The organism is Arthrobacter sp. CAL618 (genome assembly GCF_000468215.1).
GTDB lineage: Bacteria > Actinomycetota > Actinomycetes > Actinomycetales > Micrococcaceae > Arthrobacter_D.
In genome coordinates, this window is sequence record NZ_ASZW01000014.1 from 16,826 (window position 1) to 31,000 (window position 14,175).

At 63.6% G+C, this 14,175-nt stretch carries 10 protein-coding genes and 2 tRNA genes (1 of these 12 running past the window's edge); 4 read left to right on the forward strand and 8 right to left on the reverse strand.

From position 1 onward, the window contains the following. The 3 genes from K728_RS0100370 to K728_RS0100380 form a co-directional block, all read right to left on the reverse strand. Positions 1-2,568 carry the 5' portion of a 5'-nucleotidase C-terminal domain-containing protein gene (locus K728_RS0100370; RefSeq protein ID WP_024475477.1) on the reverse strand. Its footprint begins 30 nt before the window's first position, so 2,568 of the gene's 2,598 nt are visible here — the first part of the coding sequence; the start codon lies at positions 2,566-2,568; its stop codon lies beyond the left edge, outside the window. A gap of 249 nt (positions 2,569-2,817) precedes the next feature. Next, on the reverse strand, positions 2,818-5,907 hold the full coding sequence (locus K728_RS0100375; protein WP_237742054.1) for an ExeM/NucH family extracellular endonuclease: 3,090 nt from the start codon (positions 5,905-5,907) through the stop codon (positions 2,818-2,820). A gap of 235 nt (positions 5,908-6,142) precedes the next feature. Then, positions 6,143-6,230 (reverse strand) — tRNA-Ser (locus K728_RS0100380). Positions 6,231-6,293: 63 nt separating this feature from the next. Between K728_RS0100380 and K728_RS0100385 the strand changes: the two genes are divergently transcribed. Next, positions 6,294-7,277: an NAD(P)H-quinone oxidoreductase gene (locus tag K728_RS0100385; RefSeq protein ID WP_024475479.1), complete on the forward strand. Its 984-nt coding sequence runs from the start codon at positions 6,294-6,296 to the stop codon at positions 7,275-7,277. 94 nt (positions 7,278-7,371) lie between these two features. Here the strand turns inward: K728_RS0100385 and K728_RS0100390 are convergent, their stop codons facing one another. Beyond that, complete coding sequence (locus tag K728_RS0100390) at positions 7,372-8,112, reverse strand: GAF and ANTAR domain-containing protein (RefSeq protein WP_019482351.1); 741 nt, start codon at positions 8,110-8,112, stop codon at positions 7,372-7,374. A 408-nt stretch (positions 8,113-8,520) separates the two neighbouring features. Between K728_RS0100390 and K728_RS18015 the strand changes: the two genes are divergently transcribed. The 3 genes from K728_RS18015 (at position 8,521) to K728_RS0100405 (ending at position 10,339) form a co-directional block, all read left to right on the forward strand. After that, on the forward strand, positions 8,521-8,763 hold the full coding sequence (locus tag K728_RS18015) for a hypothetical protein (protein ID WP_019482352.1): 243 nt from the start codon (positions 8,521-8,523) through the stop codon (positions 8,761-8,763). A 186-nt stretch (positions 8,764-8,949) separates the two neighbouring features. Beyond that, positions 8,950-9,411, forward strand: coding sequence for a hypothetical protein (locus K728_RS0100400; RefSeq protein ID WP_024475480.1), 462 nt, complete (start codon positions 8,950-8,952; stop codon positions 9,409-9,411). Between the two features lie 88 nt (positions 9,412-9,499). Continuing rightward, positions 9,500-10,339 carry an aldo/keto reductase gene (locus K728_RS0100405; protein ID WP_019482354.1) on the forward strand — a complete coding sequence of 280 codons (840 nt, stop codon included), beginning with the start codon at positions 9,500-9,502 and terminating at the stop codon, positions 10,337-10,339. Positions 10,340-10,458: 119 nt separating this feature from the next. Here the strand turns inward: K728_RS0100405 and K728_RS0100410 are convergent. The 4 genes from K728_RS0100410 to tmk form a co-directional block, all read right to left on the reverse strand. Further along, positions 10,459-10,534: transfer RNA gene (locus tag K728_RS0100410), tRNA-Thr, on the reverse strand. Between the two features lie 98 nt (positions 10,535-10,632). Beyond that, positions 10,633-12,189 (reverse strand): alpha/beta hydrolase, encoded by a 1,557-nt coding sequence (locus K728_RS0100415; protein ID WP_024475481.1) that lies wholly within the window; start codon positions 12,187-12,189, stop codon positions 10,633-10,635. Continuing rightward, positions 12,186-13,349: a DNA polymerase III subunit delta' gene (locus tag K728_RS0100420; protein WP_024475482.1), complete on the reverse strand. Its 1,164-nt coding sequence runs from the start codon at positions 13,347-13,349 to the stop codon at positions 12,186-12,188. The genes K728_RS0100415 and K728_RS0100420 overlap by 4 nt, the downstream gene beginning before the upstream one ends. Next, complete coding sequence (gene tmk / locus K728_RS0100425; RefSeq protein WP_024475483.1) at positions 13,346-13,990, reverse strand: dTMP kinase; 645 nt, start codon at positions 13,988-13,990, stop codon at positions 13,346-13,348. Before tmk ends, K728_RS0100420 begins: the two co-directional genes overlap by 4 nt. Between the last annotated feature and the right edge of the window lie 185 nt (positions 13,991-14,175).

Sequence of the window (14,175 nt, forward strand, 5' to 3'; positions counted from 1 at the left end):
CCTGCCGCAGGCTCCAACCTCGTCGTCGAACCGGTTGACGAATGCTGCCATCGCGTCACGCGCCACGGGGGTGACTGGACGGTAGGTGCCGTCTCTCCAGCCCTCGGAGATCCCGGCATCCTTCAGCCAGGAGATCTCCTTCTCGAACATCGTTCCAACAGGTACGTCAGAGAACGGCGCACCCTTGGGGTTTACATAGCTCATCGCTTCCGCATCGAGGCAAACCTCGCTGGCGAGACGCATCATGAATGCTGCCATCGCGTCCCTGTTGACCGGGGTCACCGGACGGAAGGTCCGGGTGCCGTCGGTCTCAGGCCAGCCGGTCGACAGGCCGGAGGTGTGCATCCACATGATCGCTTCGAAGTGCTCAACCCGGTCCGCTTCGTCAGCGGGGAAGGCTACGTCGCTGAACGGCGACTCCTCGGGAAGCTCGAACTCTGGTTCCCCGGCCAAGCGGTACAGGAACGCCGCCATCGCGTCGCGGTTGATGCTCGCGAGTGGACGGTACGAACGGGTTCCGTCGGCTTCCAGCCAGCCGGTGGAGAGACCGTTTTCTGCCATCCACTCGATGTGGTCCTGGTGTTCGTTGCCTTCGACGTCGGTGAACTCAGCGATTTCGACGCCAATGGGGAGGCGTACCTCGGTGCCGGAGTCGGGTGCGGTCAGGTAGAACGTCGCGCCGAGGGCGTCGGCGGGAACGGTGAACGCGATCCGTGCTGCTCCGTCAGTCACGTCGAACGTGCTGATCTCCGCTGGCTCACCGTCGCCGACGGAGTAGGACAGGACGATGCTGGTGTTGGTGGGGCTGCCCAGGGACGTTAGGTCCAGTTTGGAGACGTCGAAGCTGACCTCCTGGCCGAGAACCACGTTCGTGGGTGCGCCCTGAACCTGCACCGCGCGGCGGTCGAAGGTCGGTGAGAGCGGGCTGTTGGCTTCGATGTAGTCGAACCATGCTTCCCGGTCAACCAGACCCGAGTCCAGGGTATCGGCGCCTTCGTTGAAGACCACGAAATCGTCGCCGCCCTGGATCAGGAAGTTGAAAGTGCCAACCCGGTAGTCACGGGTTGGCTCAAGTGGCGCCCCGTCGATGGTTACCGAAGTGATCCGGGAGCCTTCGGCCGCCTGGGCATCGTAGGTGTAAGTGACATTGTCCGACAGTCCCAGATGCAGGAAGTTGGTGCGGACGCCGCCCTCGCGGGGCCACTGCTGCTCCAGCAGTTCGGCGAACTGGGCGCCGGTCAGCGTGGTGGTCGCCAGGTTGTTCAGGAAGGGCAATACCGCGTTGGCTTCAGCGACTGTGATGTCGCCGTTCTCGTCGTAGTACAGCTCGGCACGGAGCCCACCGGGGTTGGCGACGCCGATTTCGGCTCCGCCGCGCAGATCCGACTGCAGTGACGACAGCAGCGAGTCAGCGACCAGATTGCCCAGCGTGGATTCCGATCCGCGGTCATCACGCGAATCACCGGTGAACGCGGTGGTGATGTCCTCGGTGACCTTCCCGAGGACAACGCTGCCGAGCTCGTCGGCAGTCGCAATCGCTTCGTTGACGATCGTCTGGACCTCTGCCACCCGCGGGTAGTCGGCGACCAGCTCGGCGTCGTCGATCCCTGTGCGGGGTACGTTGCGGGCTTCGTACTCGACGACGTCGCCGGTGAGGGTGTCGACGGTCAGCTCGATCTGACCGATGAACTCGCCATAGGAACCTGTTTGGACGATCGGACGGGTTTCGCCGGTCTCGCCGGGAACTGGAGCGTCTGAGGCGTAGAACGAGTGGGTGTGCCCGTTAAAGATTGCGTCCACCAGTGGTGTGGTCCCATTGACGATCGCATCGAATTCGCTGCCCGGGATAACTTCGGGAAGGGCTGCCGAGTCTTCGCTCGATCCGTCAGCACCCGCATGGTACTCCGCGACGATGACGTCGGCCAGGTCGCCGTCCTCGATCTCCTGCGCCACACGGTTGACGGCCTCGACGGGATCCCCAAAGTCGATGGTCTCGATGCCGCCGGGGCTCACCAGGGTAGGTGTTTCCTGGGTGACAGCCCCGATGACAGCTACTTCGATGCCATCCACTGTGAAGACTTCGTACTCATCCAACGCCGGTTCCTGGGTGCCCTTGGTGTAGACGTTGGCGCCCAGGTAGGAGAAGTTTGCGATTGGTTCAACACGCTCGGTGAGGTCCGCGAATCCGCCGTCGAATTCGTGGTTGCCGACCGCCGAGGCGCGCAACTCCAGCGCGTTGAGCACATCGATCGTTGGAACGTCGCGCTGCGATGAGGAGGCGTACAGCGACGCCCCAATGTTGTCACCGGCCGAGATGAAGAGCGTGTTCTCCGCGCCGGCCTCAGCCCTCAACTGTTCGACGGTGCCAGCGAACTTCACCGTGTTGCGGTCGATGCGTCCGTGGAAATCGTTGATGTTGAGAAGACTGATCTCGGTGGTGACGCCGGGGGCTTTGACTTCGACGTCGGTCTGTTGCGTCGCATAGGCGGGTAGTGCGGCTATCGGGGAGGCGAGTAGCCCCACCGCTAGCGTGGCACCAAGCCCGCCCTTCCATGACGAATGTTTCATCCGCTAGTTCTCCTTGGCTTTGGCTGTTGACAGCCGCGAGTGAGTCCGCCTGTGTGTGAAACACGGGCCTGGTGGCTCGAAAAATGTGCTGAATGTGATCCAACTGACCTTTTGAGTCAAACCGAGCCAACCAGACCATGGTGAACGAGAGGTGACTAAAAGTGAAGAGCAGGGGGCCAGCCTTTAACGAAAGTTGGCCCCGGTTCGAAGCCGGGGCCAACTTTTCCAGGGCGGAACGCGACGCAGGACTTACCTGCCGCAGGATCCAAACGTGTCGTCGAACCGGTTCACGAAGGCTGCCATCGCGTCGCGGGCCACCGGGGTGACCGGGCGGTAGGTGCCGTCGCCCCAGCCCTCGGAAATCCCGGCGTCCTTCATCCAGGAGATTTCCTCCTCGAACATCATGCCCTCAGGCACGTCCGTGAACGGGGGGCCGCTGGGGTCGACATACTCGATGGCTTCCTCGTTCAGGCAGGTCTGCCCGGCGAAGCGCTTCAGGAATGCTGCCATCGCGTCCCGGTTGACCGGGGTCACCGGGCGGAAGGTCCGGGTGCCATCGGTCTCTGGCCAGCCAGTGGAAAGCCCCGATTCGTGCATCCACATGATCGCGTCGAAGTGCTCAACCCGGTCAGCTTCATCGGCGGGGAAGGCTACGTCGCTGAACGGTGATTCGTTTGGAAGTTCGAACTCAGGTTCCCCGGTCAGCCGGTAGAGGAACGCGGCCATCGCGTCGCGGTTGATGCTTGCCAACGGGCGGTAGGTCCGGGTGCCATCGGCTTCCAGCCAGCCGGTGGAGAGGCCGTTTTCTGCCATCCACTCGATGTGGTCCTGGTGTTCGTTGTCCTCAATATCGGTGAACTCAATGACTTCGTCCAGATCCAGACCGACAATTACTGGATCGTGGTCGCTGGCGCGGTACTGGTCAGCGGTGTAATAGTTCACCGGGGTGTAGTTGAACCGGCTGTACTCGAGCGCCACCGATTCGACCGCATTGATATTCCAGATGTCGACGCCGGTGACAGTTGCATCGGCTTCAGGTGAGGCGAGGATGTGATCCAGTGATCCTGACTGTCCACCAAAGACGTAGGAGTACTTCCCGGTGTCGGCGCCCTGGTTGATGTACCCGGCTTCGTAGAACACCTGCATGGGGTCTTCAGCCGTGTAGGAGTTGAAGTCACCCGTGAGGAAGACCTTATCGGTGCCAGCTTCGGCCTGCATCGTGTCGGCGAAGTCCACGAGAGCTGCTGCCTGCTTTACGCGGTCAGGGTTTGAAGCTCCCTGCCCGTCGCCCTGGTCTTCATTCTCCCCGGAACCGGAGCCCTTCGACTTGAAGTGGTTCACGATCGCAAGGAACCTCGTCGACTCGCCGCCGCCAGCGACCTGGAAGGCTTGAGCGAGCGGCTTTCGGGCGTTCGAGAACGCGACGTCGTCATCGAGGATGACTGAATCACCGACGGTCTCTACCGCGGCGGGCTTGTAAATGAAGGCGTTGCGGATGACGTCTTCGTTGGTGGGCACCTCGGCGGGGGAGGGGACGAAGTCCCAGACCCCCGGCTCAACTTCGTTCAGGGCCGTGGTCAACGAAGCGAGCGCCTCGTCACGATCCTTGCCGAAGGCCGCCGAGTTCTCGATTTCTTCCAGCGAGACCATGTCGGCGTCAAGGTTGGTCAGCGCATCAACGATCTTGGCTTCCTGGCGCTCAAGGCTTTCAGTGTTGGCAGCACCGCGAGCGTCACAGCCGCCCCGGACCGTGATGGGGTTGCCAGCGCGGTCGTTGTAGTAGGTGCACCCGGTCAGCTCATCACCGGTAGTGCTGAAGTAGTTCAACACGTTGAACGAGGCAATTTTGATGTCGCCGCCCACTTCCACGGGGGTGGCCGGCCGCTCGCCTGCGAAGGTGACTGGCTGAACTTCATCGGCATTATCAGGGGTGAGGTGTGTCACCGGCTGGAATCGCCATACGCCGAAGTCGAAGTCGACGATGACGTCGGAGACAAAGGTCGCTGACCCGTTGACCCGGACTGGATTCTCGACCGTCAGGTAGGGCAGGGCGCGGTCCATGTTCCGGACGAAGTCGATCGTGGCGCCGTCGTCGAGAGTGACTCCGCGGGCGCTGTTGTCTGCCTGAACGGCCGCGTTCTCCGGGGTGCCGGGAGGGGCAATTTCGGTGGGCTGAACCAGGGCGTCGGTGCCGAAGGCCAGATCAATTTCGCCGTAGCGGTTCAGGTCATAGTTGTCCGTAACGGTGAAGTCGCCGGTGGGCCTGACGAGCATGCTCTCGAGCACTTCACGCTCGGCGTTGGTTGCCGGCCAGGGCGTGATGAGGGACTTGACCTCCTCGGCTGGCTCGGTCAGCACGGTGGCCGCACCGGCCACTACCTCGATCTGGGTGACACCGAAGTTCTCCCCGGCCTCACCCGTAACCTCCACATGGTCACCGATCGCGACGTCGGCGACGGTGCCTGGGGAGTAAATGAAGATGCCGTCAGAGGCGGCACCCGCTTCGCCGCCGGTGCCTTCTGTCTGGATCACGTAGCCGTCAATGCCACCGGTGGGATAGGCGGCGGTAACAACGCCCCGGGTGGTGACCGTTTCACCCGCCAGCGGTGTGGCAGTTCCGGTGCCCTGAATCTCGTTGATGGGAACAACGTCGCCGGCGACCGGCGGTTCTGGCTCCGGTTCGGGTTCAAAGCTGCCCGTCTCGCCGTCAGCGTTCGTCGGTGTGACCGCCTCGCTGAGGGTGAAGTCGGCTGAGTTGTCGTCGGTGTCGACGAAGCCTGCCCGGTTCAATGACCGGGGGTCGGAGTTGCTGTCGGGTTTGGGCGCAACAGCTGTTTCGAACGTGTTCGAGGACCCGTACCCCAACAGGTCTTCGATCGCAGGGTTGCCGGTCACCGAACCGGTGGCCAGCGGATTCAGGGGCGCGGAGTCATTCGACAGGATCAGGGTGCCGCCGCCCCCGGCGAAGCTGGCGCCTATCGTCGCGTCCACCTCAGGCAGCGCGACACCGTTGTCGGCGTTGCTGGATCCGCCGACCAGGTAATGGCCATTAGCCGGAATGGTGCCGGTCAGCGGTGCAACACCGGTTGGTGCGGCGGACCCACTGGCGGACCGGTACTGCAGGGACCAGCCGCTGATGTCCACCGGCTGATCTGTGGTGTTGTGGAGTTCAACAAACTTGTTCAGATACGGGGCATTGGCGCTTCCCCCGTTCACATAGGCCTCGTTGATCACGATGCCGTTCGGTGCCGCGTAGGCGGGAAGCACGGCTACCGGCGAGGCGAGCAGCCCCATCGTTAGCGCAGCACCAAGCCCGCCCTTCCATGACGAATGTTTCATCCGCTAGTTCTCCTTGACTTTGGCTGTTGACAGCCGCGAGTGAGTCCGCCCGTGTGTGGAACACGAGCCTGATGGCTCGAAAAAAGTGCTGAATGTGATCCAGCCGACCTTTTGGGCCACGTTCGAGCCAACCAGACCATCGTGAACGAGAGGTTGCGGAAAGTGAAGGGTAAGCGAGTCAGGCATTAACGAATGTTGGCCCCGGTATGAAACCGGGGCCAACACTTTCTACGGGCGGAAGGTAAGAGATTCGAACTCTTGGTACGGGGTTACCGCACACTGGTTTTCAAGACCAGCTCCATCGGCCGCTCGGACAACCTTCCCAAGTGAGTAGTGTTTCACGTAGCTTCCAGTTCAACCAAAAAACCGTTCCAGTGGAGGACCTTTTGAGAGCAGTAGTAATCACCGAACCAGGCGCACCAGAGGTGCTCAGTGTGTCGCAGGTGGCTGCACCCCAGGCAGGGCCGGGGGAGGTGCTGATCGACGTCGTCGCCGCCGGGCTGAACCGGGCGGATGTCCAGCAGCGCAAAGGACTCTACCCTCCACCGCCGGGTGCGTCGGAGTATCCCGGGCTGGAGGTCTCGGGCAGGGTTGCCGACGCCGGTGGGTCCGGTTTTTCGGTGGGTGACGAGGTGGTGGCGCTGCTGTCCGGCGGCGGGTACGCGGAGCAGGTCGCCGTCCCTGCCGGTCAGGTCCTTCGTGCGCCGTCGGGAATGGATCTGGTAGCGGCTGCGGCACTGCCGGAGGTTGCGGCGACTGTCTACTCGAACCTGTTCCTCACCGCGCACCTTCAAGCCGGCGAGCGGGTGTTGATCCATGGGGGCGCCGGCGGAATTGGAACCATGGCCGTCCAGCTGGCGCTTGCGTTCGGGGCTATCCCGCTTGTCACTGCGGGATCGGCGGCAAAGCTCGAGGTTGCACGGGGCCTCGGCGCCGTCACCTGCATCAACTATCGGGAGCAGGACTTCGTCGCTGAAGTAGCCGCAGCCACGTCGGGTCGAGGGGTGGACGTGATTCTCGACGTCGTGGGCGCCAAGTACCTTGAGCAGAATGTTCAGGCGCTCGCCGTCGGGGGACGCCTGGTCATCATCGGTTTGCAGGGCGGCGCCAGGGCCGAGCTGAATCTTGGTGCGCTGATGACGAAGCGCGCTTCGGTGGCCGGCACCACACTGCGTGGGCGTCCAGTGGCTGAGAAGACTGCCATCATGGCGGCGGTCCGGGACCATGTCTGGCCGCTTGTCGAGTCGGGCAAGGTCAAGGCGATGGTAGACCGCACCTTCCCGCTGGAGCGTGCCGTCGAAGCCCATCAGTACTTTGATTCCGGGGAACACACCGGGAAAGTTCTCCTCACGGTGGCTCCTCCCCACTGATCAGCAGGGATGGATGAAACGACCACTTGAATCCGCCGACTGTCTAGACCTTCCCGCTCAGCGGGCACGATCGGTGTATTTCTGTAACGGGGGGCTACTTCTCGAAGTGGGTGGTGGTTGGTGCCTGGTTGGCCGAAGCCACAACCGCGCTGGCAACTTCGCGCAACTTGATGTTGCGGGCACTGGATGCGGACTTCAGGATCTCGACCGCCTCGTCCTGCGAGCACCGGTTTTGGGCCATGATGATTCCTGCCGCAAGGTCGATCACCGTGCGGGACCGCATGGCGGCTTCGAGGTGCTTGCTGGCATCGCTGAGCTGAGCCATCCGCACCGCAAGCCGCAAGGACTTGGAGGCTTCCAGTGCAAAGGCTTCGGCAGCCGCGACGGCGTCGTCGTCGAACGCGTTGGTCACGGTCGAATAGAAATCGAGACCAGCCCGCGACTCGCCGCCCAGGGGGACGGGTATCCCCAACGCCGAGCGGATGCCGTGCTCGGCGACGGCGTCCCGGTAATCGGGGAACCGGGTGTCATTGGGAACATCGCGCACGTGGACCGTCACGTTTTCGCGTGCGGCCCGCAGGCACGGACCGTCGTCGAAGGCGTACTGAATCTCGTCGGTCTTCCGGGCGAGCTCGCTGCTACTGGCGACCGTCCCCATGGTGCGGGGGCGGAGGAGTGTCAGCCCACACAGCACCTCACCGGAGGCCTTCGACGTCAGCGTTTTCGCGGCCAGCTGGGTGAGCCCGGTGAGAAAAGTGCTCACGTCGTCGCTATCCATCACCATGTCCAGCAAAACGTTGTGAATATCCGACTCCACCCGCTGGGCTTCTGACATGCTGTTCTCCACTTCTTGGCGTCCTTCAACGACCCCACACCTGACGGAGTCAACTCTAATCGGTGCGAGACTCGGGCGGGTTCTGGTCGGCGATCCGGTGTTGAATAGCTGCGCCGCCCAGTCTTGTCGGGATGGGATATAGTCATAGACAGGTTGAGCAGACAGCCACGGGAACCTCTCCTCGTAAACAGGATTTCGATGGCCTTAACGCTGCACGGATTGCCCCTTCGGGCCCCGGTCAAGACACCCACATCCTCCCGCGCCGCGGGCATCTCTCAGACGGCTTGTCCCTCGGCAATTCCGCGTCTGTGAGGACCGCCCTGCGTCCGGCCAGCTGGTGATGTCACCCGTTTGGCCCTGCTGCTTTGTCAGCGCCTCCTCGTATTTAGTCATCTTGGAAGGACCCCCATGACCGACACCACCCGCCTCGCTCCCGATGAGGCGTTCCCTGACGACCTGACACAGTTGGAGAGCTCCGAGGTGATGATCCTGAACAGCAGGATTCATCGCGAACTCGACGCCGAATACGTCAGGTATGGGCTACCGGACCCTGAGACCGAGGGGCGACTCGAGGAGATTACCGAGGAGCTGGATCGTCGTGAGAACCAATGCTACCGGTCGTCGTCACCACAGGAAATCGTCGGCGACTAGCCGGGTCCTCGGCTGCAGGAAGTCCGGGGTAGCTCCACGGGGAGTCATCCGGGCCTTCCCCAGTGGCGCACCGTGAGACGATAATTCCATGAGTAAACAGCAGAGTCTTGCTCAAACAGACACCACTCCGGCCCGTCTCCTGGAGTTCGTCGATTCCCCAGCCAGACTGGCGCGCCGCTGATCGCCATGGGATTCTTCTCCGCTGCCCGACAAGGGCGCAAGGACGATGCCGAGCTCGGCACGGGCGTCTGGCGGCGTGCCCATGACCGCTTCCGCCGCGGCCTGGACCGGTATCACCAGATTCTTGAAGGCGTGGCCGACGACGAGGTCTATAACCAGCTGGCCGGACTGGCCAATGAGCTCGGGCCCCTGCTGGAACGGGTGCACACCATTTGTGTGACCGCGCAGGCGTCATCACCCAGCCAGGGGTTGGACATCCCGGGCGCGCTCACGCCAGTACACAGGGCGCTTTCGAGGGCCGGAAACTCCCTCGCGACAACGGCCGAGGCGGCCGCGATGGCGAGGCTCGACGGCGAACGCTGGGGGCTGGCATCTGCTGGCCTGGATAACGTGAAAAGGCGAGCCGACCTGGTCGAAGAAGATATTGCCGAAGCTGAACGTCAATTGGCGGCAAGCCTGAACGTCTGACAATAAAAAGGGTGCTGACGAAATAATTCGGCGTGGATAGCGGTTCACTTTAGTGACATCGCATTCATTCACACGGCGAAAGGCATTTATGACTACCTCACCGAATCTCACATTCCACGATGGCGTTAGCATCCCCCAGCTCGGCTACGGCGTATGGCAGGTTGACGACGCAACCGCGGAAGACGTCGTCGGGCGCGCCTTCAAGGCCGGGTACCGCCACATCGATACGGCGGCCGCCTACCAGAACGAAGCGGGTGTCGGCCGGGCCATTGCTGCCTCCGGTCTGGACCGCGACGAGCTTTTCATCACCACAAAGCTGTGGAACGCCGACCAGGGTTATGAGAGCACGCTTAAGGCGTTCGACGTCTCGATGGAGAAGCTTGGCCTGGAGAAGCTCGATCTTTACCTGATCCATTGGCTGCAACCGAAGCAGGGTAAGTACCTTGATACGTGGAAGGCGCTGATCGAACTGCAGAAGCAGGGGCGGGTCACTTCGATCGGGGTGTCGAACTTCACCGTCGAGGCTCTTCAGGAGATCATCGACGCAACCGGAGTCGTTCCCGTGATCAACCAGGTGGAGACGCACCCGTTCTTCAACCAGGCGGAGCTCAAGGCCTTCCATCAGGAGAAGGGCATCCTGCACGAGTCCTGGTCGCCGCTGGGTTCGGGCAAGGGGCTCCTCGAAGACCCAGCCCTGGTCGAGATCGCCTCCAAGCACAACGCCACACCGGCACAGGTTGTCGTGGCCTGGCACCTCGCGCTCGGCAACGTGGTGATCCCGAAGTCAGTCACTGAGTCTCGGATTGTCGAGAACTGGGACGCCCTGGATGTCACGCTCGACGCCGGGGACATCGACGCCATCAACGCCCTCGATAAGGGTGCCGACGGGCGTATCGGCGCGGACCCGGCAACTGCCGACTTCGCCTAACCGCCAGGCGCGTTAGCTTCACGCGCTCCGGTAAGCAACCTGGACATCGGTGTGGGAAATTCCCTCACCGGTGTCCAGGTTGCTAACGCGTGTCCGGGTTGCTCACCGGATTAAAGAAGTGGAGCCTCCTGCCAGAGTCGAACTGGCGACCTTCTCATTACGAGTGAGACGCTCTACCGACTGAGCTAAGGAGGCTGAAGCTTCAGGAGACGCGCGTGAGCACGGCCCAATCCACAAGCGTCAACTCTATAAGAGCAGCCGCGTGCAGGTCAAAAGCAGCCACGGTGGGCGCGTCAGTCGCAGCTGACACCGTCCTCGGGCAGCGTGCCGTCAACGAAATAGTCATCCACGAGGTCCCCGATGCAGTCGCCGGCCCGACCGTAGGCGGTGTGACCTTCGCCGTCCCAGGTGACGTGGACTGAGGTTTCGAGCTGATCCGCCAGCGCCAGCGACCAGTCGTAGGGCGTCGCGGGGTCTCCGGTGGTGCCGATGACCAGCATTGGTGCGGCATCGGGGGCCGACGCCGGAGCGGGCTCGAGCACCGGCCCGTACTCCCACGCGTCGCAGGTCACCCCGCCGTAGGCTAGATAGGGGCCGAAGGTCGGCGAAGCCTCGGCTAGTTCGTCGGCGTCGGCCGCCAACGCCGCGGGGTCATTGGTCATCGGGTAGTCGAGGCAGTTGATCGCGATGAACGCTGCGTTGCTGTTGGTGAGGTAGCTGCCGTCTGCTTCGCGTTCAGCACCGAGGTCTGCCAGTTGCAGCATCGCGGACGGGTCGCCCTGCAGCGCCTGGTCGAGCGCGCCGGTGAGCAGGGTCCAGTTGTTGTTGTCATACAGCGGCAGGATGAAGCCGCTGAAGAAGGTGCCGATCGTGACCAGCCGGCCGTCAGCGGCGGTCATCGGACTTTCCTCGACCGACCGGAACAGGTCCTGGATAACTGCCACGCCCTCCTCGATTCCGGCGGGAAGGGGGCAGTCGCTGGAGAGCTGGCAGTCAGCCACATAGGTGCGCAGCGCCGTCTCGAAGGCCTGGGCCTGCCCCAGCGTGATCTCTTCATTGCTTAAGGACGGGTCCACTGCGCCGTCCAGCACCAGTCGCCCGGTGTTGGCGGGGAACAGTTCGGCGTAGGCCGCACCGAGTGCCGTGCCGTAGGAGAACCCAAGGTAGTTGAGGTCCTGGTCGCCGACGGCGGCACGCAGAATGTCCAGGTCGCGGGCCGCGCTGTCGGTGTCCACGTACCCGAGCAGCTCACCGGTTCGTTCGGCGCACTGTGCGGCGAAGTCCTCGGCTTCGGCGGTGAGCGTCTCAAACGCTTCCTCGTCGGAGATCTCCGGCTCCAGATATTCCAGCCTGTCCGCTTCGCGCTCCTCGTCGGTCTGGCAGTCGACGGCCGACGATTTCCCCACCCCGCGGGGGTCGAAGCCGACGACGTCGTAAGCCTCCCGCAACCGGTCGCTGGTGACGTACGTCAGTGCGTCCTTGACGATGTTGACGCCGGACCCGCCCGGGCCGCCCGGATTGACCAGCACCGAACCCTGGGATTCGCCCGTCGCGTCGCTGCGAATCAGGGCGATATTGATCGAGTCGCGCGCAGGGTCGGCGTAATCCAGCGGGACCTGGACGGTGGCGCAGGCGAACGTCTCCTCGCACAGCTCCCAGGCCACCTCCTGGGTGTAGAAGCTTTCGAGGTCCGCGGGCACATCCCCAACGACCTCGGGGTTCACTGATTCGACCCCCGTTTCCGGACCATCGCCCGGCCCGGGGGAGAGCAGCTGGCAGCCGGACAGCGCCAGCGCGCCGGAGAGGACGACGGCGGCTGAGGCCAGACGACGGTGGGGAAAACGTCTCACGCGGTGTAATCCTTTTCGGGGAGGAGGCTGACTGCCATGGCCTCGATGGCAAGCAACGGGGCAACGTTGGTGTTAACGATCCGGTCCCGCACTTTGTTGATGGCCTCAATCCGCACCAGTGTCCCCTCGGGTGTCCCGGACCGGGCGAACGCCTCCAGCTCGGGGCGCAGCGGCTCGTTCACCAGATCGCGACCGCTGGAAACCTGCAGCATCAGCACATCCCGGTAGAAGGACGTCAGGTCGGTCAGCGCACGGTCAAAGTAGTCGTTCTTCGACCGCTTGGCCCTGCGGGTCTGGTCATCCTCCAACCGCTTGACCTGCCCCCGGATAGCCGGCGGCAGGGTGCCGCTTTCGGGCGCGCCGAGGGTAGCGAGCAGTGTGGCCTTCTCCTGGGCATCCCGCTGCTCGAAGGAGCTCTGCGCCTCGGCCTCGGCTAGTTTCACCAGGTCCGCCGCCGCCTTCATTGCCCCGGCGACGCTCTTCAGATCAAGCGGCAATCTCACGATCTGGTTCCGCCGGTCCCGGGCGCCGTCGTCGGTGGCGAGCCGTTTGGCCACGCCGATGTGGCTTTGCGCTGCCCGCGCTGCGGCTTCCGCCGTCGCCGGATCGATTCCGTCGCGGCGGACCAACAGGTCGGCCACGTCCTGCACCGGCGGCAGTCGCAGGTTGACGGCCCGGCACCGGGATCTGATGGTCACCAGCACGTCGCCGGGGCTCGGCGCGCACAGCAACCAGATAGTCCGGGGCGGCGGCTCTTCGATGGCCTTCAACAGCACATTGGTGCTGCGCTCCTGCATCCGGTCGGCGTCCTCCACGATGATGACCCGCCAGCGGCCGGTGGACGGCTTGTCCTGTGCTTTACGAACCAGTTCCCGCGCCTCATCAATGCTGATTGTCACTTTTTCGGTGGTGACGTTGGTGATGTCGGCGTGCGAGCCTGCCAGGGCGGTCCGGCATGCCCTGCACTCCCCGCAACCTCGCTCGTCCAATGCGTCCCGGTCGCAGAGCAGTGCGGCGGCGAATGCCCGTGCGGCGTTGGACCGACCCGATCCCGGTGGACCGGTGAACAGCCAGGCGTGGTTCGGCTGACCGGCAGACGCGGCGCGTTTGAGCTGCTCAACCACGGGCTCCTGACCCATCAGGAAGGTCCATACGCTCACGACAGATGCTCCTCGACTGCTTTGAGGATGGCGTCCGCCAAGTCAGTGACCGGGTTCCGGGCCGGCAGCACCAGATATTGGGCCGGGTCGGCGGCCGCCCGTTCGAGGAACGCCCCGCGGATCAGCGCATGGAAAATGTCCGGCTCGGATTCCAGCCGGTCCTCAGCCCCGTTCTGCATCCGGCGTCCACGCCCCTCCAACGGGTCGACGTCGAGCAGCACCGTGAGATCGGGGCGCAACCCCTCGACGGCCCACAAGTTGACCTCGAGCACGCTATCCGTCCCCAGGCCGCGCCCGGCGCCCTGATAGGCCACCGAGGAGTCGATGTATCGATCGCAGACGACGACGGCGCCCCGCTCCAGCGCGGGCAGGATCGTCTGGTGGACATGCGCCGCCCTGGACGCCGCGAAGATGAGGGCCTCGGTCCGGGGATCAATGTCGCCCTGACCGTGATCGAGGACCAGAGAGCGGAGTTTCTCCCCAATGACCGTGCCACCAGGTTCCCGGGTGCGTATCACTTCAAGGCCGCGTTTCTGCAGCGCGGTGGCCAGCAGACCCGCCTGGGTGGACTTGCCGGCGCCGTCGCCGCCTTCGAAAGCAATGAACAGCCCGGACGTGCGGCGTGCGGATGGTGTACTCACCCGACCAGCCTATCGAGGATCACCGACACACTTGTCCTGCCGGCCGTCACCCGGCCCAGGGGAGCGGGTCACATTTCACCCGGTCGCCACGGCCAACTACCCTGAACCCATGACCCACCACGATCACCACCAGCTCGCCCCGGACACGATAGTGGTGGCCGCCGGCCGTCCCCCGCGGGAGCACG